At 57.8% G+C, this 20,402-nt stretch carries 18 protein-coding genes and 1 riboswitch; of the genes, 7 read left to right on the forward strand and 11 right to left on the reverse strand.

Features of this window, described 5'->3' with window-relative positions:
• Positions 1-38: 38 nt before the first annotated feature.
• The 3 genes from JYB85_RS14320 to JYB85_RS14330 all read left to right on the forward strand — a co-directional run bounded on the left by JYB85_RS14320 (position 39) and on the right by JYB85_RS14330 (position 4,314).
• Positions 39-1,112, forward strand: a complete 1,074-nt coding sequence (locus tag JYB85_RS14320; RefSeq protein ID WP_228730267.1) for a serine hydrolase domain-containing protein — start codon at positions 39-41, stop codon at positions 1,110-1,112.
• Positions 1,113-1,380: 268 nt separating this feature from the next.
• Positions 1,381-3,204 (forward strand): sulfatase-like hydrolase/transferase, encoded by a 1,824-nt coding sequence (locus JYB85_RS14325; protein ID WP_207379826.1) that lies wholly within the window; start codon positions 1,381-1,383, stop codon positions 3,202-3,204.
• Positions 3,205-3,507: 303 nt separating this feature from the next.
• Complete coding sequence (locus JYB85_RS14330) at positions 3,508-4,314, forward strand: alpha/beta fold hydrolase (protein WP_207379827.1); 807 nt, start codon at positions 3,508-3,510, stop codon at positions 4,312-4,314.
• Between the two features lie 372 nt (positions 4,315-4,686).
• Here the strand turns inward: JYB85_RS14330 and JYB85_RS14335 are convergent, their stop codons facing one another.
• Positions 4,687-5,565, reverse strand: a complete 879-nt coding sequence (locus tag JYB85_RS14335; RefSeq protein WP_407695860.1) for a cobalamin-binding protein — start codon at positions 5,563-5,565, stop codon at positions 4,687-4,689.
• Positions 5,566-5,765: 200 nt separating this feature from the next.
• On the opposite strand from JYB85_RS14335, the gene pyrC reads away from it, so the two are divergent.
• Complete coding sequence (gene pyrC, locus JYB85_RS14340) at positions 5,766-6,794, forward strand: dihydroorotase (RefSeq protein WP_207379828.1); 1,029 nt, start codon at positions 5,766-5,768, stop codon at positions 6,792-6,794.
• 96 nt (positions 6,795-6,890) lie between these two features.
• Here the strand turns inward: pyrC and JYB85_RS14345 are convergent, their stop codons facing one another.
• Positions 6,891-8,585: a diguanylate cyclase gene (locus JYB85_RS14345; RefSeq protein WP_207379829.1), complete on the reverse strand. Its 1,695-nt coding sequence runs from the start codon at positions 8,583-8,585 to the stop codon at positions 6,891-6,893.
• A 46-nt stretch (positions 8,586-8,631) separates the two neighbouring features.
• On the opposite strand from JYB85_RS14345, the gene JYB85_RS14350 reads away from it, so the two are divergent.
• The gene (locus tag JYB85_RS14350; RefSeq protein WP_207379830.1) at positions 8,632-8,988 is read left to right on the forward strand and encodes a hypothetical protein; all 357 of its coding nucleotides are present in this window, start codon (positions 8,632-8,634) and stop codon (positions 8,986-8,988) included.
• 551 nt (positions 8,989-9,539) lie between these two features.
• Complete coding sequence (locus JYB85_RS14355; protein ID WP_228730120.1) at positions 9,540-10,403, forward strand: hypothetical protein; 864 nt, start codon at positions 9,540-9,542, stop codon at positions 10,401-10,403.
• A 76-nt stretch (positions 10,404-10,479) separates the two neighbouring features.
• Here the strand turns inward: JYB85_RS14355 and tnpA are convergent, their stop codons facing one another.
• Positions 10,480-10,926 carry an IS200/IS605 family transposase gene (gene tnpA, locus JYB85_RS14360; protein WP_207381940.1) on the reverse strand — a complete coding sequence of 149 codons (447 nt, stop codon included), beginning with the start codon at positions 10,924-10,926 and terminating at the stop codon, positions 10,480-10,482.
• Between the two features lie 316 nt (positions 10,927-11,242).
• On the opposite strand from tnpA, the gene JYB85_RS14365 reads away from it, so the two are divergent.
• Complete coding sequence (locus tag JYB85_RS14365; protein ID WP_207379831.1) at positions 11,243-12,673, forward strand: MFS transporter; 1,431 nt, start codon at positions 11,243-11,245, stop codon at positions 12,671-12,673.
• Between the two features lie 101 nt (positions 12,674-12,774).
• Here JYB85_RS14365 and cobO read toward each other — a convergent pair whose 3' ends face one another.
• From cobO to JYB85_RS14405, 8 genes are all read right to left on the reverse strand, one after another.
• Entirely contained in the window at positions 12,775-13,386 is a 612-nt protein-coding gene (gene cobO, locus JYB85_RS14370; protein ID WP_207379832.1) for a cob(I)yrinic acid a,c-diamide adenosyltransferase, read from the reverse strand.
• Positions 13,387-13,419: 33 nt separating this feature from the next.
• Positions 13,420-14,934 (reverse strand): cobyric acid synthase, encoded by a 1,515-nt coding sequence (locus JYB85_RS14375; RefSeq protein ID WP_207382090.1) that lies wholly within the window; start codon positions 14,932-14,934, stop codon positions 13,420-13,422.
• A 32-nt stretch (positions 14,935-14,966) separates the two neighbouring features.
• A complete protein-coding gene (cobU, locus tag JYB85_RS14380; protein ID WP_207379833.1) occupies positions 14,967-15,482 on the reverse strand; it encodes a bifunctional adenosylcobinamide kinase/adenosylcobinamide-phosphate guanylyltransferase in 516 nt (171 codons plus the stop codon).
• Positions 15,479-16,261 (reverse strand): adenosylcobinamide-GDP ribazoletransferase, encoded by a 783-nt coding sequence (locus JYB85_RS14385; RefSeq protein ID WP_207379834.1) that lies wholly within the window; start codon positions 16,259-16,261, stop codon positions 15,479-15,481. The genes cobU and JYB85_RS14385 overlap by 4 nt, the downstream gene beginning before the upstream one ends.
• A gap of 16 nt (positions 16,262-16,277) precedes the next feature.
• Positions 16,278-17,330: a nicotinate-nucleotide--dimethylbenzimidazole phosphoribosyltransferase gene (gene cobT, locus JYB85_RS14390; protein WP_207379835.1), complete on the reverse strand. Its 1,053-nt coding sequence runs from the start codon at positions 17,328-17,330 to the stop codon at positions 16,278-16,280.
• Positions 17,331-17,352: 22 nt separating this feature from the next.
• The gene (locus JYB85_RS14395; RefSeq protein ID WP_207379836.1) at positions 17,353-18,423 is read right to left on the reverse strand and encodes a FecCD family ABC transporter permease; all 1,071 of its coding nucleotides are present in this window, start codon (positions 18,421-18,423) and stop codon (positions 17,353-17,355) included.
• Complete coding sequence (locus JYB85_RS14400) at positions 18,424-19,218, reverse strand: ABC transporter ATP-binding protein (RefSeq protein ID WP_207379837.1); 795 nt, start codon at positions 19,216-19,218, stop codon at positions 18,424-18,426.
• A gap of 106 nt (positions 19,219-19,324) precedes the next feature.
• Positions 19,325-19,463, reverse strand: a riboswitch (cobalamin riboswitch).
• 74 nt (positions 19,464-19,537) lie between these two features.
• Positions 19,538-20,206 carry a histidine phosphatase family protein gene (locus JYB85_RS14405; RefSeq protein WP_207379838.1) on the reverse strand — a complete coding sequence of 223 codons (669 nt, stop codon included), beginning with the start codon at positions 20,204-20,206 and terminating at the stop codon, positions 19,538-19,540.
• Positions 20,207-20,402 lie beyond the last annotated feature (196 nt).

Raw genomic sequence — 20,402 nt, forward strand, 5'->3', positions numbered from 1 at the left:
TAATGTCAGGTTTTGCGCATTTTTATCTGTTTATTGCCATGATCACACTGGTTTTGCTGCTTGTCACCCAAGATGCACGAGCATCCGAACCTTTGACCTTGAATGACAAAATTTCGGTCCTTTTAGGCAAGGTTGACCCCCAAGGACCGGGTCTTTCACTCTTAGTCAGGCACAATGACCAGGTACAGGGACAATATCATCGAGGCTTGGCAAACAAAATTGAACAGTTAGGGATCAACAACCACACAGGTTTCAGACTGGGCTCCATCGCCAAACCCTTCACCGCCATCGCTGTAATGCAGCTGATCGAAAAGGGCAGCCTATCCCTGGATGATGCAGTAACCACTTACCTGCCAACACTCGGGGCAAAATGGCAGAAAATCAGCATTCGGCAGTTACTGTCGCACCGAGTCTCCCTTTCTCGGGACTTTTTCTCCGACGCCAACCTGGCTCTGGCCAATGGTGCGGACAACCGGGCTCTCTTGGCGTTTATCACCTCGAGCCGGGTGCAGGTGAAGCCAAGGGAGCAAGACGAAGCCATCTACTGTAACAGCTGCTACGTCCTGCTCGCCGAGATAGTAGCAGCCGCCTCCGGCGAGTCCTTTGCCACTTATATGCGGCGGCATATATTTGCTCCCGCCGGTATGGTCGACAGCTACCTGGTGGAAAAAGGAACCAAGCTAAGCGCTGACGCGGCGTTGAATTTTGGCAAAAGCCCCCGCTTTTTCGGTATAGAGCAATACACCACGGGAGCCATGGCCCAAATCAGCAGCCTGGAGGACCTCAACAAATTCATCATCGCCCTGAAGCAAGGCGCGCTCATTTCCAGGGAAACACTGAAGCTGATGACCCAGGTACATGCCGACATGGGTAATGATGGCCTCTATGGCCTGGGCTGGGAAATTGGTTATGGCGATGAACCCTTCTTCGCCCACGGCGGCTCCCAGGATGGCTATCAGACCCAGCTGTTCTTCTACCCGAAATACAATCTGGAGATAGTGGCATTGGCCAACAACGGCGACTCGGGCTATGAGCTGACGCAGGAGTTAATACACACCATAGTGATGCATTATAAAAACGGCAGTGGAAATAAAGCCACGCAGCGCGAATAACTGTCGTGACAGGATAACCATCCCAAATGGTTAGTTGTGCTTCGCCAACAGTCACCTGCAGCTTTTACGAGGAGATCCCCCAAAGTCTTATCTTGGAACCCTGTCTTTCTCTTCAGTCGAATCGGATCCAACCATCAGCAACTACACTTGTTTGAGTGCTGGTATTGGTGTGCTTAGCTGCGTCACGTCACTGAAGACCAAGATGAAAAGAGTCACCGGAGACGCCAGCAGCAGGCCGGTTCCAATCCTTTGATGGTAAGGTGATGAGATGAAAAAGAACGATGATTCCCCGTCTTCGGTTTCCAGGCGTGAGTTTTTGCAAATGGCCGGAGCCGGAATTGCAGCGCTGGGCTTGGGGACTGTCGATGCGGCAACCCCGGCAGGGCCAGATCAAGCTGTGACCACGGCCGCGGGTGCAAACCGGTCGGCCCAGGCGGGCACAAGCCACAGAGGCCCTTATAATATCCTCTTTATCCTGACCGATCAGGAGCGCTTTTTCCGCCCAGGCGAATTGCCGTCTGGCTACAGATTGCCGGCCCATGAACTGCTGGCCAGTCGCGGCACCAGCTTCACCAACCACAGGATCAACTCCTGCGTCTGCACCCCGTCGCGGTCGTTGATCTACACAGGGCAACACATACAGCACACCCGGATGTTCGACAATACCAATTTCCCTTGGATAGACAGCATGTCCACCAAGATCCGCACCCTGGGCGACATGATGCGCGACGCAGGTTACTACAGCGCCTACAAGGGCAAGTGGCACCTGACCAAGGAATTCGAGACGGTCAACAAACTCGGCACCCCAACCAAGATTTTCACCCAGGAAATGGAGGACTATGGCTTCTCCGACTACCTGGGTGTGGGCGACATCATAGCCCACCATCAGGGCGGCTACCTGCACGATGGAGTGATCGCCGCCATGTCCGTCAGCTGGCTGCGCGGCAAGGGACGGGAACTGGCGGCCGAAGGCAAGCCCTGGTTCCTGGCGGTCAACCTGGTGAACCCCCACGATGTGATGTTCTACGACACAGATGCACCGGACACCAAGCATCAGGCGAGCCAAGCCCTGAGCCACGTGGTGCGCGAACCCAGAGATCCCCTCTATGGCAAACAATGGCCCTTTAGCCTGCCGGCAAACCACGCCCAGGCGCTGAATGCTCCCGGACGACCCGCCGCACACCTGGACTTCCTGCGCGCCCACGATGCCCTGGTGGGCGAAATTCCCAATGAAGAAGCCCGCTGGCGCCGGCGTCACAACTATTACCTCAATTGCCTGCAGGATGTGGATCGCAACATCGCCACTGTGCTGGCCGAATTGGATGCAGCGGGTCTCAGCGACAGCACCATAGTGGTACTGACCGCCGATCACGGTGACATGGACGGCGCCCACCTGCTGCATGCCAAGGGCGCCGTGGCCTACCGCGAGCAAAACAACGTGCCGCTGATAGTGGCCCATCCGGCGTACCCCGGTGGCAAGCAATGCCGGGCCCTGACCTCCCATCTCGATCTGGCGCCGACCCTGGTGTCACTGACGGGGGTGACGCCGGAAAAACACGCCGACATCACCAAGGGACTGCCGGGTAAGGATTTCTCCGCCGTGCTGGCCGCCCCCGAAGCCGCGGGAGTGAATGCGGTACGCGATGGGGTGCTGTTCAACTACAACATGTTTGCCTACCTGGACGGCGACTTCCTGCACAAGGCCGTGGCCCATATCCACCAGGGCGGCAATCCCAAGCAGCTGAAAGAAGCCGGCATAGTGCCGGACATGATGAAGCGCGGCGCCGTGCGCATGGTTTACGACGGCGAGCATGTGTTTGCCCGCTACTTCTCCCCCAAACAACACAATCGCCCTGCCAGCCTGGAAGACCTGTACCGCCTGAATGATGTGGAGTTATACGACGTCACGGCCGATCCCTTGGAAATGACCAACCTGGGCGCCGATGGCAAGCAACACGGCGAGCTGATAGTCGCCATGAACGATAAGCTCAATCAGCTAATCGACACCGAAGTGGGCGAAGACCGCGGCCAGATGCTGCCCGGCGGCATAGAGGCGGGTTGGGAGGTCACGGCCGAAACCATGGCGCCCTAAAAAAGCGGTGCCATTGCCAATAACGCCCCCGCTTGGTTTTGCTGGGGCTACACTGCACCCCATTGTCATTCGGTCATGATGCGGCACGTCAAAATGACACTACTTAAGCTGGGCGGAATAAACACTTTCCGTCCAGCGCTATGGGGCATCCCCACGCCTTTCTTGTATAAGCAATTGAATCTCTGTATTTTCCCTTTGCATTTTCAACAGCAGCAACAAATATGGACATAGCTTCCGGCTAGCCAGGAGGCGGGTTTATGCCTGAACACAGCTGCGCACACGGATGAGTTACAGGAGTAGCAGATGAAATTTCGCTGGTTATCTTTGCTGTTGGTTTTCCCCCTCAGCGCCTTGGCGACTCCCGCCAAGGTGACAATCAAGGGCTACGAGGTGGAATATGAAATCTCGGGTCAGGGAGAGCACACCATCTTTTTGGAAGCCGGCGGCTCCGCCGGAATGTCGGATTGGGATCCCGTTTACCAGCAATTAGCCCAAAAGGCCAAGGTCATTCGCTACTCCCGCATTGGCAACGGCAATTCGGCCAAACTGCGCAAGAACTACAGCAGCGAAGAGTATACCGAAGAGGCCATGTTGCTGTTGGACACCCTGAAGATTAAAGAACCCGTGGTCTACATGGCCCATTCCTACGGCGCCTATATCGCCCGCACCTTTGCCGCAACTTATCCGCAAAAAGTCACGGCCCTGATGCTGGTGGAGCCGGCGTCCGAGCATGATGTCGACATCATGCGCGAAATAGACCTGGCCAAGGCACAAAAGGAAATTGCCCAGGTACAAATGGACGATTTGCAAAATGGCATGTCGAACCAGTATCTGGACTTTTGGGCCAAACGCCCCCTGCCCGACTACCCACAAATCCCGAATATACCGGTGACAGTGATAGCCTCCATCAAGAAATATGACAATCCACCGGTACTGTTCTTCAGCGATGCCGGGCGGGAAAAGTGGGGCAAGCTCCACAGCGACTGGGCCAATGCCTTCCCCCAGGGCAAAGCCGTGCTGACCGACAAAAGCTACCACTACACCCAGTTCGAAGAACCCGAGCTGGTGGTCGCCGAAACCACAGAACTGCTGAGTCGGATAAAGCGCTGAATAACAGCCACTTCGCACCTGAAATGGTGGCAGTGCGAAGCCGTCAAGTTGAGCAAGCCCCTGAGCATAGATTCAGTATGTGATGGGGTGGCGAGACGCTAGCTGCTTGTCAAAGAAAGGAAGCAATCCCACCTCTCATTCATCTGCACTATAGCCAAATTAGCCCGCAATCCGATCCGGGCCAGGACAAAGCCGCTGAGTTTTTGCAGCCCCTGAGCATTGATGAAATGAAAGCAAGTGAAGCAATTCCAACTCACATTCAGCTGCACAGTGAATGGTGGCAGTGCGAAGCCGTCAAGTTGAGCCGGCCCCTGAGCATACATCAGTATGTGATGGGGTGGCGAGACGCAGACAATGAAGCAATTCCGCCATTCACAAAGCAGATGAGCGGGCCTGGTCGAGGGTGGTGCAAACCTGGGCAATTCCATCTATTGTCCTCGGCCCCGCCCTGTGAAGCAGATCCGCATTAAGCTGATAAATCCTGTCCCTGGCCACCGCCGGCACTTCGGGCCAGCGGCTCCAGTCCAGCAGCTGCACATTGCCCGCATCCCCGGTTTGAATAATGACCTCGGGCGCCGTTTGCAGCACGGCCTCCAAGCTGACCTGGGGATACTCCCCCTTGGCGTTGGCGAATACATTGTCGGCGCCGCAGACTTCCAGAATTTGCGCCACCCAGCTGCCACTGGCCACTGTCATCAGGGGTTCGGACCAAAGCTGATAAAAGACCTTCACTTTCGCCTTGTCTTTGTTGTCCAGGCGCAACTGCTCCAGCCGGTCGCGATACTGGGTCGCCTGGGCCGTGGCCTTGGCCTCCAACGCCGTGAGTCTGCCCAATGCCTCCAGCTCATCGGCAACGTCCGCCAAGGCCTTGGGTTCACTGGCAAACAGCGGCAGACCCAGCTCCTCCAGGCGGGAAATATCCTCGGCGCGGTTGCCACCGGACCAGGTCACTATCAAATCCGGCTTAAGCTCCAGTACCCGCTCCAGTTGGATGCCGTAATAGCCACCAATTCTGGGGATTTGCTTGGCCGCCTCCGGATAGTCGGCGTAGTCCGTGGTGGCCACTATCCTGTCGCCGGCACCTATGGCAAACAGCAATTCCACCGCGTGTGGCGACAGGGCAATGATCCGCTGCGCACCACTGACCGGCTCCTTTGCTTTGCTGTCGAAAGCAAGGTCGAGCGCGATGGCCCTTCCCGCCAGCAGGTATAGGCTCAAGCCGAAAACGGCGCAAATAGGCAGTAATTTCAAGACAATGTCCTTATCGGATTATGGGGCATTACGGCTATCCCCTTGGCAATAGCGCCGAGCATAGCCCAATGCCACGGCCAGGCAAAGTCTAACAACGTCGACACAACAGTGCTTTGGAACCACAAACAGCGTCCCCGGGCCCCTTTACAGCAAGGGCCGGGACACATAAGATCCCCCAAACCCTGCAACGGAACCCGATAATGACCACTATTACCCTTACCCGTCCCGATGATTGGCATATTCACCTGCGCGATGGCGACGCCCTTGCCGATACGGTCCGCGACGCCGGCCGCTACATGGGCCGCGCCATAGTCATGCCCAACCTGGTGCCGCCGGTGACCAACACAGAGCAGGCCCTGGGTTACTATCAGCGCATCAAGTCCCACAGCACCACGGCCTTTGAACCGCTGATGGTGTTGTACCTGACCGACAAGACCAGCGCCGAGGAAATCCGCGCCGCCAAGGCCACGGGTAAAATCGTTGCCGCCAAGCTCTATCCCGCCGGCGCCACCACCAACTCGGATTCCGGCGTAACCGATGTGAAGAACATCTATGGCGCCCTGCAGGCCATGCAGGAAGAAGGCATCTTGCTGCTGGTTCATGGTGAGGTGACGGATTCCGCCATCGACATTTTCGATCGGGAACGCATCTTTATCGAAAATATCCTCAGCAAGGTCGTGGCCGACTTCCCCGAGCTCAAAATAGTGCTGGAACACATCACCACCAAGGATGCGGTGGACTTTGTGATGGCCGCATCGGACAAGGTGGCGGCCACCATTACTGCCCATCACCTGTTGTACAACCGTAATCACATGCTGGCCGGTGGCATACGCCCGCATTTTTATTGCCTGCCGATCCTCAAGCGCAACACCCACCAGCAGGCGCTGATCCAGGCAGCCACCAGTGGCAACCCCAAGTTCTTCCTCGGCACGGACTCAGCGCCACACGCCAAGGACAAGAAGGAAGCCGCCTGTGGCTGCGCCGGTTCCTACACGGCCCACGCCGCCATTGAACTCTATGCCGAGGCCTTCGAGGCTGCCGGAGCTTTGGACAAGCTGGAAGCCTTTGCCAGCTTCCACGGTCCTGACTTCTACGGTCTGCCACGCAACGGCGACAAGATCACCCTGGTGAAGCGCAGTTGGCAGGTGCCCGAGTCCTATCCACTGGGCGGCGCCGGTGTGGTGCCCATCCGTGCCGGTGAGCAGATCCACTGGCAATTGCAGGACTGACAGCAGCAGTCACTGCAAAAATAAAACGCCGCCCCTTGGGCGGCGTTTCTTTATGCCTCTAGTTATGCTTTTCTGTGTTGCTGTCGACCACTGCCCTTAAGGCACTGTGGTGCCCGAGAAGGCCAATACGCAATTACGTCCCGCCGCCTTGGCCTGGTACAGGGCCGCATCAGCCGCATCAAACAACCCATAACCGCTGGCAAAGCTGCCTTCACCCAAGGTCGCGTGACCTATGCTGACGCTGAGATCGAATCGCCCGGCGGTTTCTTCCGCCACCCGGGCGCGAATGCGCTCGGCCAGCACGGCTGCCTCGCCTGAGCCGGTTTCCGGCAGGATCAGCGCAAACTCCTCACCGCCATAACGGCAGGCGACGCCCGGCTTGCGGATCGCCGATGCCAACACCCTGGCCACCGCCCGCAGTGCCTTGTCGCCCTGGGTATGACCGCGGCTGTCATTGAATTCCTTGAACTTGTCTATGTCCAGCACCAGCAGCGACAGGGGCTGGGAGCGACGCTGGGCCTTCTGGAATTCCAGCGGCAATTGTTCATCGAAGAAACGCCGGTTAAAGAGTCCGGTCAGCACATCCAGATGATTGCGGCGTTTGATATCCCCCATACGGCTGCCCAAGGCCAGACTCAGCAGCACCATCTCCACCAGGGAACCTATCTGGAACGCGTTCTGGGTAAAACCATTGTGGGGCAAGAGGCCAAAACTCTTGAGCATATAGGTGAAGGCGCCGAGCAAGAGCGCCGAGAAAGCCACCAGGAAGTAACGTGCCGGACGCGAGCCGCGCATCAGGGCCATCACGCCCATGGCAAACAGCTGCACACACAAAAGCGTGGTCAAGAGTGCCAGCGGCACTATCACCAGGTGATAGCTGAGCACAGGACTGAGCAGCAGGGCAATCACAGCCACCCACTCCATGATGGCGGTGAGCCGATCGGCCCGCGGCAGCAACTGGGCCGAACCCAGGATCTCCCGGGTAAAACGCAGGGCACCAAACAGTGACAATGCCAGCAACAACAGCAAACTCTTGTTGGCCAACCAGCTGTTATCGGGCCACAGAAACTGGAAGCTCAGCCCATTGTGCACCGACATGTAGAGCCCATAGCTGAACACATAGAGCACGTAAAAGATAAAGGCCCGCTCACGTACCGTCATGAAAATAATCAGATTATAGACCAGCAGCACCGCAAAGCCGCCGTAGTAAATGCCCATGAACAGGTATTCATGGCCCACCTGGCTGACCAGTCCTTCGGCGGAAAGCGCCTCCAGGCCGATATTGAGCGAGCCCTGGGTTTGGAACCGCAGGAACAGGGTTTTAGTCTCCCCCGGTGCCAGGGTCAGGGGAAACACAAAGGTGCGGTTATCCAGCGGTCGGCTGCGGAAGGGGCGCCTGTCGCCGGTGGAGATCAGCTGCCAACCATCCTCTTGCGGTTGCCACAGGTCAAGAAAATCAATCAGTGGATAGTCCTGGCGCAGATACCAGTCCTGCTGCGTGCGACCGGGATTATGCAGGGTTAACTGCACCCACCAGGCCGACTTGCTGAAACCGAAGTTGGGCGAGCGATTCCCCAGGGGGGAAAATTGTCCTTCGGCGGCGAGGCGTTGTACCTGCTCAAAGCTCAATTCACCCTGGGGGTCTTCCAGCAGGCTCAGATAGGGATCCAGGCTCAGGCGTTCGGCACCCAATGCAGCCACCGAAGCTTGCCCCTGTAATTCGGCGTTGGCGTTACCGGCAAACACCAGCCATAGAGGGAATAATATACAACTGAAAAATATGGATTTCATGGCTAGAGAGCAGCTCTGATTATTATTAAGGATCCCGGATCCGCTGATGCTGTCCCTGGCTTTTTTTACTGTAGCGGCCCTTGGCCAGTTTTACCACATTAAAGCCCGTATCCATAGGTTGTTAGCTGTGCGATTGAGCAGCAGAGCCAAGGCCTGCCCCTTGGCTGCGCCGCAACCAACGCACAACAAATATCCGAGCAAATTACTCAAGTATGATCAAGATCAAATATTTGAGCATTTTACTCAGGTATTATCCGCTCAGTTATCCAAACCCGAGGAAGCAGAAATGAGTTGTTGCGGAGCATGTGGCGGACAAAATCAAGACGCCAAACCCGAAACCAAGCAAGAACAGGGCGAGCAGCAAGTGCAAACCCATAACCCGGCCGAATCCGAACAGGAGTAAGGCCAACCCCGTGCTTGTAACCACGGGATTGTAAATCGTCGTAGTTCACGACGCTCTCACTAAACCACTGCCTTTTACAGCCGCAGGCCTTATTGCCCGCGGCTCTTTTTTTATTTTTTCCTAAATATTCGACGTTGTTAAAACAGACACTTAAATAACGTATTTCAACCGGTAAAAATAACCATCGAAAGCCATGCAACTAAAGTTGCAAAAATAATTTACATTCCTGTTGCATTTTAATATTGCCATTAGCTACATTGGGGCGGTTTGTTCAAATAATCTGCAATTATTAAAACAATATACGGTAATTACTGAGCCCCTGTTTGGTTAACCACAGGCAAGGCTGAAATAGCCATGATCAAACAGACATGGGCTGACCAAAAATAACAACACCATGATTTAATTTGATTTACCAAGAGCAACAACAATTCAGGCCCAAGCAGCCATTAATACAGAGCCAAGATGTCATGACAGAGAGTGAATTGGCCAGAATCCATGGCCCTTGGCAATAACACTGATGTAATAACACTGATGCAATAAAGGATTAGGCAATGAAATTGAAAACAAATCTATTGATGGTCACATTAATTGGCAGCTTGCTCGGTGGCTGTGCCACGGTGCAATATCAAATGCCACCACCTGTGGAGTCCAATGTCACCTCAATTAAATTGGCTCATTCCGAGCTGTTGTCTCAAACCGCAGGCACCCTGATGCATCTCAATGATGCCCAGGACATTTTGTACCAGCAAAACTTCGGTGGTGGTGGCATGACAGTGGGATTGCTATTTGGCCCCCTCGGCGTGGCGGCCAATGCCGCCGCCATCAGCTCGGCAACGGAAGAAGATGTAAAACTGCTCAAAGGCAAGCTGGACTTTGATCCCAAAACGCTCTTTACCCAGGCAGTTCAAGGGCAAGGACAAACCCTGACTGACACGGATCCCCAGGCCCTGTCGCTGAGTCCTTACATCTATGTGACCAAGACGGATGAAGAACAGCTGCTGATAGGCACGGCCCTGATAGTGGAAACCCATCCGGGTCAAAAGAGCAACTGGGTTGGCAAGTATATGTACCAAACCGAGCTCAAAATGGCCAAGGCCGACATGGCAGACGGCATTTCCGAAGCCGAGCACGCCAGCTTACAGCAGGCCCTGACCCAGGGCTTCGATGAACTGGTGCAACTCTTCCTTGCAGAGCGCCAAGGCGGGATAAAGACAGAGCAGGCCATCACCTTTGTATCAGATTTTGTCAGTCCCAGGTTCAAATTTGAAATGGTCGGTGATCAACTGGCGGCCGACGCAGACAGGGTAAATATCCGCACCGTGGGTGGCGTTTATTCCCTGCCGAAAGACGCCGTAGAATTGAAGGCCAAGGCCGAGCCAAAGAAAAAGGTCGACAGCAAAAAGACCAAGGCCTGATATGGCGACAAGGAAGTAAAAATCCACCTGCATAGCAGGTGGCTTTGACACAGCCCCCTAAAAGGGGGCTTAAAAACTAACCTTCCAACCCTAACGCTATTTGCCGTTTCTCTTCTTCTTTGGCTGTCTTTTCCTGGTGCCGTACATATCTACGGATTATGTCTTCGTTTGCTCCTACTGAGTCCACAAAATAACCCCGTTGCCAGAAGTGATTCCCCCAGAGCTTGTGCTTTCTTAAATAAGGAAATTTGGCAAACATCCTGATCGCGGTTCTCCCTTTAACAAAACCCATTAAATCCGACACGCTTAGACTGGGTGGGGTTCTGACTACTAGATGGACATGATCTTCCTGAACATTTAGTTCCACGACTCTGCATTTCTTCATGTTGCAGTAAACATAGATACTTCGATAAAGCTCTCTGCCGAGATTACCTTTCAGGATTTTGTACCTGTACTTGGGTGTCCAAACGAGGTGATACTGACAACGATAGAATACGTGAGACGCGGATTCATATCTGCTCATGCTACTTACTCCTTGATTTGCTGGTAACAAACCGAGGGAGTATTTAGCATGGGCATTCTCCGGGCAAAGCCCCACCAGAACGATCACCACCTCCATAGGAGGTGGTTTTAGGGTGACAATGAAAGGGGCGCAAGCCCCTTTTTCTTTAGCGCCGACGCTGGTCAGCCCAGCCTGCATTTCCTTTGCCCAGCGCTTTTTGATAGTCTGCCATCCAGACATTGGCATGCCGATGAACAAAGATCCCAAAAATACAGTCATGGCTTATCCGCCTTCTTGGGGGAGAAGCGCGAATACCATGGCGATGACAGGAGCAACAATGAGCACTCTCTCCAATACGACAGACAAGGCCCCCAAGGGATTTTCCCGGGCATTCTGGATTGCCAATACGGTCGAACTGCTGGAACGCGCCGCCTACTACGGTGTTTTCGTGGTGATCACCCTGTATCTGTCGCGCATCCTCGGCTTTGATGACATAGAAGCCGCTTGGCTGGCGGGCAGCTTTTCCGCCGGTCTGTATTTTCTGCCCACCTTTTCGGGCGCCCTGGCCGACAAGATAGGTTTTCGCAGCGCCCTGCTGCTGGCCTTTGGCCTGCTGACCATAGGCTACGCCGGCCTGGCCATATTCCCGGCGCTGCTGGAAAGCCACGGCCTGGTGGAGTATGGCCGCGAAGTGGTATTCAAGGGCTTGGATACGGCGGATATCCGCTGGGCCATTATCCCTATCATGATTGTCATCATGATTGGCGGCTCCTTTATCAAGGCGGTGATCACCGGCACTGTGGCCTGCGAAACCAGTGAATCCAACCGCGCCAAGGGCTTCTCCATCTTTTACATGATGGTCAACATAGGCTCCTTCTCAGGTAAAACCGTGGTGAAACCGCTGCGGGAATCCATGGGCGATCTGGGTCTGGTGAACCTCAACTACTTTGCCGCCGCCATGACGGCTATCGCCTTTTTCTGTATTTACCTGTTCTACAAAAATGCCGAGCGCCGTCAGGACAGCAAGTCCGTGGCCGAGATCTGGCAGGCGCTGATCAAGGTGGTGACCAATGCCCGCCTGTTCATCCTGATCCTGATCATCACAGGTTTCTGGATGGTGCAACACCAGCTCTATGCCACCATGCCCAAGTACGTGCTGCGTATGGCCGGAGAAGGCGCCTCTCCTTCTTGGTACGCCAACGTGAATCCGCTGGTGGTGGTACTGACTGTGGGCCTGGTGACTTCGATGATGAAGCACCGCAGCTCGCTGTTTTCCATGACTGTCGGTATGTTCATCATGCCGGTGTCGGCGCTGCTGATGGCGTCGGGCAATATGCTCGATGGCAATAACATCGATCTGGGTTTTGTGCAGATGCACCCGGTGGCTGTGATGATGATCCTCGGCATTGTGTTCCAGGGTCTGGCGGAGTCCTTTATTTCACCACGCTTCCTGGAATTCTTCTCGCTGCAGGCCCCCAAGGGTGAGGAAGGCCTGTACCTTGGCTTCTCACACCTGCATTCCTTTATCAGCTCCCTGGTGGGTTTTGGCCTGTCCGGTTACCTGCTGAGCGCCTACTGCCCGGATCCGAAGAAATTCGCCACCGCAGCCGAGTGGCAGGCGGCCTCAGCCAATGCCCACTACATCTGGTACGTATTCGCCGCCATCGCCCTGCTGTCGGCCATCTCCCTGGTGATCTATGGCAAGGTGATCGCCCGCCTGGATGCCCGCAAAGAAGCCGAAGCCGAAGGCACCCTTGCCGTGGGTTAGGCTCGAAGCAGCCCTGAGCTTATCGAAATAAAGAGCGCAATAAAAAAGGAGCCCTCGGCTCCTTTTTTTATTGCGCTTGTCAGCTGCCGTTACGGGCAGCGTCAGTAATCAAAGCCCGGCTGCGCCTTTATTCCGGCCTCAAAGGCGTGTTTAACGCACTCCAGCTCGCTGACGGTATCGGCCAGCTCAATCAGTTGCCGATGGCAATTTCGGCCTGTGATGATCACGTGTTGATGCAAAGGGCGCTGCCGCAAAGCGCTCAGCACCCGCTCCAGCTCCAGGTAGTGATAGCTGACCATGTAGGTCAGTTCATCCAGCAGCACAAGGTCTATGGCGGGATCGGCAAGCCAACACTCGGCCGCTTCCCAGGCCTTGAGCGCCGCCGCAGTGTCGGCCTCCCTGTCCTGGGTTTCCCAGGTGAACCCCGTGGCCATCACCTCGAAGGGGACTCCGTTGGCCTCCAGCAGCTTACGTTCACCGCAGTCCCAGTTGCCCTTGATAAACTGCACCACGGCGGCTTGCTTGCCATGACCGACGGCCCGGGCCACTGTGCCGAAACCTGCTGTGCTCTTGCCCTTGCCGTTGCCGGTCAGCACCATAAGCACACCGCGCTCCTCGGTGGCGGCCGCCACCTTGGCATCCACCGCCTCCTTGACCTTCTGCTGCCTTTCCCTGTGGCGCTGTTGTTGGCGCTGCTCAGTGTTAATAGTCATGCTTGTCTCTGTTTGCTTATGTTCAACTTGTCTTCAATTTGATGCCAAGGGCAGCAAGGCCGCCAGGCGCTGCAGATCCAGATGCTGCTCGCACACATCCGCCAGCCGCTCCAGCTCGGCCTCGCGGCGGACGGCAAGATCCACCGCCTTTCCCTGCTCGCTGAGCCCGGCCCAGGCCAGCAATAAGTCACAGGCCTTTGGGCTGTCGAACAGGCCATGGAGGTAAGTGCCAAAGATGGCGCCATCCTGGCTCAGGCAGCCGCCATCCGGTGAGGGCGTGCCGCCGCTGTCACACAGGGATAAGGGCCGCGGGCCCTGGGTCAACAGCTGGCTTTGACCACAGTGAATTTCATAGCCGTGAATGGCCGCAATTTGTCCAGAAAGTCGCAGCTCACCGCTGACATTGAGCAGGGTCTTGTCGCGTTTGAACTCTGTGATGAGCGGCAACAAGCCCAGCCCTTCGCTGGCGCCAGCGTCGTGCTCGACTCCGAGGGGGTCATCCAGCTCCAGTCCCAGCATCTGGTAGCCGCCACAAATGCCGATAAGCTTGCCGCCGTATCTCAGATGCCTGGCTATGGCCTTATCCATGCCGCGACTGCGCAGCAGCTCAAGATCGGCGCGCACATTCTTGCTGCCGGGCAGGATCAGTAGGTCAAAACCCTGCAAGTCTTCCGCTTCCAGCTTATTGATGGCCAGGAATTGGCATTCCAGCGCCGGGTGCTGCAACAGGGGATCGAAATCCGTATGGTTGCTTATTCTGGGATAGACCAGGATGCCGACCCTGAGGCCAACCTTTGCCTCTGGCTGGCCCTCGTTTGGATTTAAGCTCCGGGGCAGCGCGTCCTCGGCATCCAGTTGCAGATCTTCGATATAGGGCAGCACCCCGAGCACGGGTTTGCCGGTGTGCTGCTCCAGCCAGTCAATACCGGGGGCAAGTAGCGACGGGTCGCCGCGAAAACGGTTGATCACCAGTCCCTTGACCCGTTCACGTTCCGAGTCTGACAAGAGCGCCAGGGTGCCCACCAGATGGGCAAATACGCCGCCTCTGTCGATATCGGCAATCAGTATCACCGGGCAGTCCACCGCTTCGGCAAAGCCCATGTTGGCTATGTCGTTGGCCCGCAGATTGATTTCCGCCGGACTGCCGGCCCCTTCCACCACCAGCGCAGCATATTCACCTTGCAGTCGCGAGAAGGAGTCCAGCACAGCGTCCATGGCCAGCCCCTTGTAATGGGCGGCCTCCGGGCCGAAAAAGGCGGCGGCTTCCAGCTCGGTCAGGGCCTTGCCCTGCACTATCACCTGGGCACGGCTGTTGCTGCTGGGTTTGAGCAGTATCGGATTGAAATCCGTGTGTGGCGCCAGGCCAGAGGCCATGGCCTGCAGTGCCTGGGCACGGCCTATCTCGCCGCCATCGACGGTCACAGCACTGTTAAGGGCCATGTTTTGAGGTTTAAAGGGCGCCACCTTCACGCCGCGGCGCCTGAGCAGGCGGCAAAGGCCCGCCACCAGGGTGCTCTTGCCGGCATCTGAGGTAGTGCCCTGCACCATCAGCACGTGGCAGTTTGGATTGATGTTGAAGCTCACAGGCCCTCCTCCTTGAGTTGGAGCGGCAAACCTGCCACCACCAGGGTCACCTTGTCCGCCACCGCCGCTATGGCCTGATTGAGCCAACCGGCCCTATCGACGAAATCCCGGCTCAGCTGTCCCAAAGGCACTATGCCCGAACCCACCTCGTTACTTATCAGCAGCAGCTCGCCATCAAAGCGCTTGAGTGCGGCCACTAAATCGAGGCATTCAGCCTCGGCATCGCGGTCCTCGGCCAGCAACACATTGGTGAGCCACAGCGTCAGGCAGTCCAGCAGCACAGAAGTGCCACGGCCCGAGAGCTTATCCAGGGCGGCGACGACATTCAAAGGTTCTTCCAACAACTGCCACTGCCCGCCGGCCCTGTCGAGCTTGTGACGGGCAATGCGCTCGGCCATTTCCGCATCGCCGGCGGTGGCGGTCGCCAAATACACGGCGGCGCGACCAGCGAGCAGCTGCTCGGCATAGCGGCTCTTACCGCTGCGGGCCCCGCCGAGGATAAGACCTATCACGTCTGGCTCCAGAGCCACAGCAGCATGATGTAGACCCACAGCTCCAGCCCCTGCTGGGCTGCGCCCAGGGTATCCCCCGTGTAGCCGCCGATCTGACGTTTAAACAGGTACACCGCCAGCATGCGCCCGAGCCAGAGTCCCAGCCCCAGCACCAGGGTGGCGCCGACGCCGGTCAGCAGCAGGCTGAGCACGAAGCCGCACAGCAGCAGCACCAGGAGTTCATCCCAGTGCATGTTTTCCGCCAGGGGCTTGGACTTGCTGTCCTCCCCCAGGCGCACATAGGGCTGGCTGATAATGATACTGGCGGCCATCACCCGGCTGAGGGTATGGCCCAGCACCAGGGCCGAGGCGGCGCTGGCGGGGGAGTAAAGCGCAAGTTCCGCCAACAGTTGAAACTTCAGCAGCAGCGCCAGCACCAGGGCCATGGCGCCGTAACTGCCGATGCGGCTGTCCTTCATAATGTTCAGCTTTTCTTCGGCGCTCCAGCCGCCACCGAAACCATCGGCGGTGTCCGCCAGACCGTCCTCGTGGAAGCCGCCGGTCAGCAGTACAGAGGTCAACATGGCCAATATCACCGCCACCGAGGCAGGCAGCAGCCATTGCACCAGGTAGAACACCGCCGCCGACACCAGGCCCACCAGGGTGCCCACCAGGCCGAAATAGCGACTGGCACGGTTAAGCCGCTCCGGGCTCATCTCCAGCCGCAGCGGCACCGGAATGCGGGTAAAGAAACTCACGGCAATAAGGAACAACTCCAGCTCTTGCTTGAATCCGCCCATGATAGATAACGCGCTCCTAAACCACCTTGTTGACACCGGCCTCGGCAAAGCTGGCCATATCGTTATAAAAATTCACCGCGGCCTGCACCAGAGGCAGCGCCAGCGCGGCCCCTGAGCCTTCCCCCAGGCGCATGCCAAGATCCAGCAGCGGCTCGGCCCCCAGATGTTGCAGCATCCGCTGATGGCCACGCTCCGCCGACGCATGGGCAAACACCAGGTAATCGCGGCAGGCGGGCATCAGATCCACGGCACACAGGGCCGCGGCGGTGGCAATAAAGCCGTCAATGAGCACCAGCATGCGCCGCTCGGCCGCCGCCAGGATGGCGCCTGTCATCTGCACTATCTCAAAGCCGCCAAGGCAGGCCAGTTTATTATAGGTATCGGTCAGCTCATCGTGATGCTGTACCAAAGCCTGCTCCACCAGCATGGTTTTGCGCTTGAGGGTGGCGGCATCTATGCCGGTGCCGCGGCCGACACAATCACCGGCCTCCAACCCCAGCATGGCGGCCATCAACGCTGCTGCGCTGCTGCTGTTGCCTATGCCCATGTCCCCCAGCCCCAGCAGGTTGCAACCCAGGCTGTGGTGATGAACCACCCGCCCCTTGGCCAGCTCAAAGCCCTGATGCACGGCGCCCAGGGTCATGGCCGCCTGCCGATGTATGGGGTTGGTGCCCGCCCCCAGACGGCAGTTGACTATCTCCTTGCCGCCGTCACTGGGCTTCAGTCCCTCCAGGGGCTGCAAAATGCCACAATCAATCAGCTCCAGCTCCCAGCCCAGCTGGCGGCAAAAGACATTGATGGCGGCTCCGCCACGGGCAAAGTTCAGCAGCATCTGCGCCGTCACTTCGCTCGGCGCAATGGACACCCCGGCGGCGGCGATGCCGTGATCGCCGGCAAACACCAGCATGGTGGGCCGGGTTATCTCCAGTGTCTCCTTGCCCTGCACCCTGGCAATGGTCAGCGCCAGGGACTCCAGCCGCCCCAGGGCCCCAAGGGGCTTGGTCTTGTCGTCGATACGTTGCTGGATCTGCTGGTCAAATTGGTCGCTGACCGCCTCGATAGTAAACATCTTGCATCCTGTCCGAATTGAATTAACCCTGCCTGCGCCGAGAAAGCAGCAACAGGAAGAAACCGCTGCCGATGACAGCCGTGATGATACCCACCGGCAGCTCCTGCATCGGCAGCAGGCAGCGAGCCAGCACATCGACCCACACCATAAACAGGCCCCCCACCAAGGCGGTCAGCAGCAATAGGGTGCGGCCGGGAAACAACTGCCGCACCAGATGCGGCACCATCAAGCCAACAAAGCCTATGCCGCCGCAACTGGCCACCAGGGTGGCGGTCATCAGCGAGCAGGCCAGCAAACTGCCGAGCCGCAGCCGGGCCACATCCACCCCCAGGGCGTGGGCCGTCTCATCCCCCGCCGCCAGCGCCTGCACCCGCCGCCGCCCGGCAAACAGTGCCAGGCCAAACAGAACAAACACCAGCAGCGGCTGCCAGAGCATGGTCCAATTGGCGCGGGCGAAGCTGCCCAGGGTCCAGAACAGCACAGAGGCAGTGGCCTCGGGGGTGGAGAAATACAGCAGCAAGCTGCCCATGGCGCCAAATAAAAACGAGGTGGCCACCCCGGCGAGCAACATACGCTCCACCTGGCTTTGCAGCCCAATGCCACACAGGGCCAACACCAGAGCCACCGACAGGGTGGCGCCGACAAAGGCCCCCAGTGGCAAGGTCAGCCACAGCATGGCACTGCCAAACAGGGCACTGCTAACGGTCAGGGCGACAATGGCGCCGAGGGACGCGCCGGAACTGATGCCGAACAGGAAAGGATCCGCCAGCGGATTGCGGGTCACGGTTTGCAGCACCCAGCCGGAGAGGGCCAAACCGGCACCGCAGATAAAGGCCAGCATTACCCGCGGCAGCCTAAGCTCCAGCAAAATCCGCTGGTTCACAAAGGGCACATCCTGGGGCGGTGGCAGCCCCAGCAGCTTGTGCCAGTAGACACTCGCCACCTGCAACCAGTCTATGTTGGCGGCGCCAAAGGCGCTGGCGGCGAGCGGCGTCAGCCCGGCCAGCAGCAACAGCGCCAGCAGCAGATAATCCTCCCGCCCGAGCGGTCGGGTCAGCCATTTGGCCAGACGCAGCCTGAGGAAACCTTGCATCTAGTTGCGCCTCCCTTGATCGCGGTAGCCGTAAAAATACTGCAGCTGCGGCTTACCGTGCTGGGGATGGGGCGAGACGCTGCAACAGACGCCGAACACGGCGGCGAGACGGGCCTCGGTCAGCACCTCTTCCGGTGTGCCCCAGGCGACGGTACGGCCCCGCTCCAGCAGCAACAGGCTGTCACACAGGGCGCTGGCGAGGTTGAGATCGTGGATGGAGCAGATGACGCTGATCCCAAGGGAGCGCACCAACTCCAAAATCTGGATCTGATAGCGCACATCCAAATGGTTGGTGGGTTCATCGAGCAGCAGCAGCTTGGGTCGCTGGACTATGGCGCGGGCAATGAGCGCCCGCTGCTTCTCGCCGCCGGACAGCTGCTCAAAGGGAGTGTCGGCCTTGTCACTGAGTCCCACCTGAGCCAGCGCCGCATCCACCCGCTCGCCGTCGGCTGCCCTGTCCTGTTCGAACCAACCCTTGTGTGGAATAAGCCCCATGGCCACCTGGGCCCGGGTACTGAGATCGAAAAAGTGCGGCGTGTCCTGCTGCACCACGGCCACGCTGCGGGCAAAGTCGCGCCTTGAGACCTGGCTGATGTCTTGCCCCTCAAGACAGATGCGCCCCGAGTCGGGCCTGAGATAGCGGTAGAGACAGCGCAGCAGGCTGGATTTACCGGCGCCATTGGGGCCGATAAGGCCCAGCATCTGCCCTGACGCCAGTTCAAAACTGACATCATCGAGCACCTGATTGCCCTTGGGGTGCCAACAGAGGCCGTCGACCTTGAGCGCAGGCGTCATCGCTCGCCCCTCAAAAGGCAAGGAAAACAGAGTCTTGACCCACGAGGGCCGAAAAAGGGTAGCATTTACTCAGGCTCCACCGGGTAACCCGCCCGGGTTTAAGACCAAAAAACACAATCCACAGGCAGGTATCCTGACTCGAAGGCATGGCCTTCACACAGTTGCGGGCACAGTCCGGGCTTATCCCGGTTCCCTGTTCGGCCGGGTTGACCTAAGTCCCCGGCACCTGCAGATCGACAGCCACAGCTGTTTCGCGAGCTGATCATTATCCGACTTTTGTTGACACTGGCAAGGCGCGCCTGTGGCTGTTTATAAAAAATCACAATCCCGACGGCCAGTTAACCGACGGCAACCAGTTTTCAAGCTCGTCCTTTCCGCTTTGGCTGTCATGGCTGATACTTCCGCTGTTATAGGCAGCGCTTTGAGGATAAAAGTCCAGCTGCACCAGCGCCGCCGGCGGCAACAGCAAGCGCCGGTAAAAGCTGGCCTCGGGCCCCAGGCCCAGGGCCCGGCGCAGCAAATGGGTGATCACCCCGCCGTGGCAGACGATAAGGGCAGTCCCGGGGCAGCGTGCCAGCAAGGCCACGAGCGCGGCGTCGAGGCGCGCTTCGAACTCTACCAAGGGTTCACCCCCGGGCGGAGTGTGGGTCCAGGGATCCTGCCACCAGTCCCCGATGGCCTGCTGTTGCCACAGCTCGGCCAGGGGCTGACCGTCCCAGGCACCAAAGCCCAGCTCCCGCCAGGCACTGTCCAGGGTCAAGGTGCGGCCGCGCTCGGCCGCATGCGTCTTCGCAAATTCACGGCAGCGGCGCAGGGGCGAGCTGATAACCTCGGCCACCTCTGGCACTTTTGCCGCCGCGGTGCGCATTTGCTGCCAACCCTTGGCAGTGAGGGCCACGTCGCTATGGCCGCGCAATATGGCGCCGCCTTCGCATTCGCCGTGGCGCAATAGGTACAGGGTCTGTTTCTCGGCTATTGGCTCTGACATGGCATTCCTTTTATTTTCCACCGGAGAGGACAGCAGGTTTGTGCCTGCCCAGGTGGGCCAATCTGGCATAGACTTGGGCTTAGATCGATTTGAGCTTAAATCGATTTGAGCTTGGTTCGACTTAAAGCGCGGCAACCCCGGCTAATGCAGCCAGCGGCCTTGCCCTTGGGCGTCGGTTTCGCATATTATGGACGTC

The organism is Shewanella sedimentimangrovi (assembly GCF_017354965.1).
Classification (GTDB): Bacteria; Pseudomonadota; Gammaproteobacteria; order Enterobacterales; family Shewanellaceae; genus Shewanella; species Shewanella cyperi.

Coding starts and splice junctions, on each gene's coding strand:
- JYB85_RS14320 (WP_228730267.1), top strand. CDS start 39: ATGATCACACTGGTTTTGCTGCTTGTCACCCAAGATGCACGAGCATCC.
- JYB85_RS14325 (WP_207379826.1), top strand. CDS start 1,381: ATGAAAAAGAACGATGATTCCCCGTCTTCGGTTTCCAGGCGTGAGTTT.
- JYB85_RS14330 (WP_207379827.1), top strand. CDS start 3,508: ATGAAATTTCGCTGGTTATCTTTGCTGTTGGTTTTCCCCCTCAGCGCC.
- pyrC (WP_207379828.1), top strand. CDS start 5,766: ATGACCACTATTACCCTTACCCGTCCCGATGATTGGCATATTCACCTG.
- JYB85_RS14345 (WP_207379829.1), bottom strand. CDS start 8,585: ATGAAATCCATATTTTTCAGTTGTATATTATTCCCTCTATGGCTGGTG.
- JYB85_RS14350 (WP_207379830.1), top strand. CDS start 8,632: ATGCTGTCCCTGGCTTTTTTTACTGTAGCGGCCCTTGGCCAGTTTTAC.
- JYB85_RS14355 (WP_228730120.1), top strand. CDS start 9,540: ATGAAATTGAAAACAAATCTATTGATGGTCACATTAATTGGCAGCTTG.
- tnpA (WP_207381940.1), bottom strand. CDS start 10,926: ATGAGCAGATATGAATCCGCGTCTCACGTATTCTATCGTTGTCAGTAT.
- JYB85_RS14365 (WP_207379831.1), top strand. CDS start 11,243: ATGAGCACTCTCTCCAATACGACAGACAAGGCCCCCAAGGGATTTTCC.
- cobO (WP_207379832.1), bottom strand. CDS start 13,386: ATGACTATTAACACTGAGCAGCGCCAACAACAGCGCCACAGGGAAAGG.
- JYB85_RS14375 (WP_207382090.1), bottom strand. CDS start 14,934: ATGGTGCAGGGCACTACCTCAGATGCCGGCAAGAGCACCCTGGTGGCG.
- JYB85_RS14385 (WP_207379834.1), bottom strand. CDS start 16,261: ATGGGCGGATTCAAGCAAGAGCTGGAGTTGTTCCTTATTGCCGTGAGT.
- cobT (WP_207379835.1), bottom strand. CDS start 17,330: ATGTTTACTATCGAGGCGGTCAGCGACCAATTTGACCAGCAGATCCAG.
- JYB85_RS14395 (WP_207379836.1), bottom strand. CDS start 18,423: ATGCAAGGTTTCCTCAGGCTGCGTCTGGCCAAATGGCTGACCCGACCG.
- JYB85_RS14400 (WP_207379837.1), bottom strand. CDS start 19,218: ATGACGCCTGCGCTCAAGGTCGACGGCCTCTGTTGGCACCCCAAGGGC.
- JYB85_RS14405 (WP_207379838.1), bottom strand. CDS start 20,206: ATGTCAGAGCCAATAGCCGAGAAACAGACCCTGTACCTATTGCGCCAC.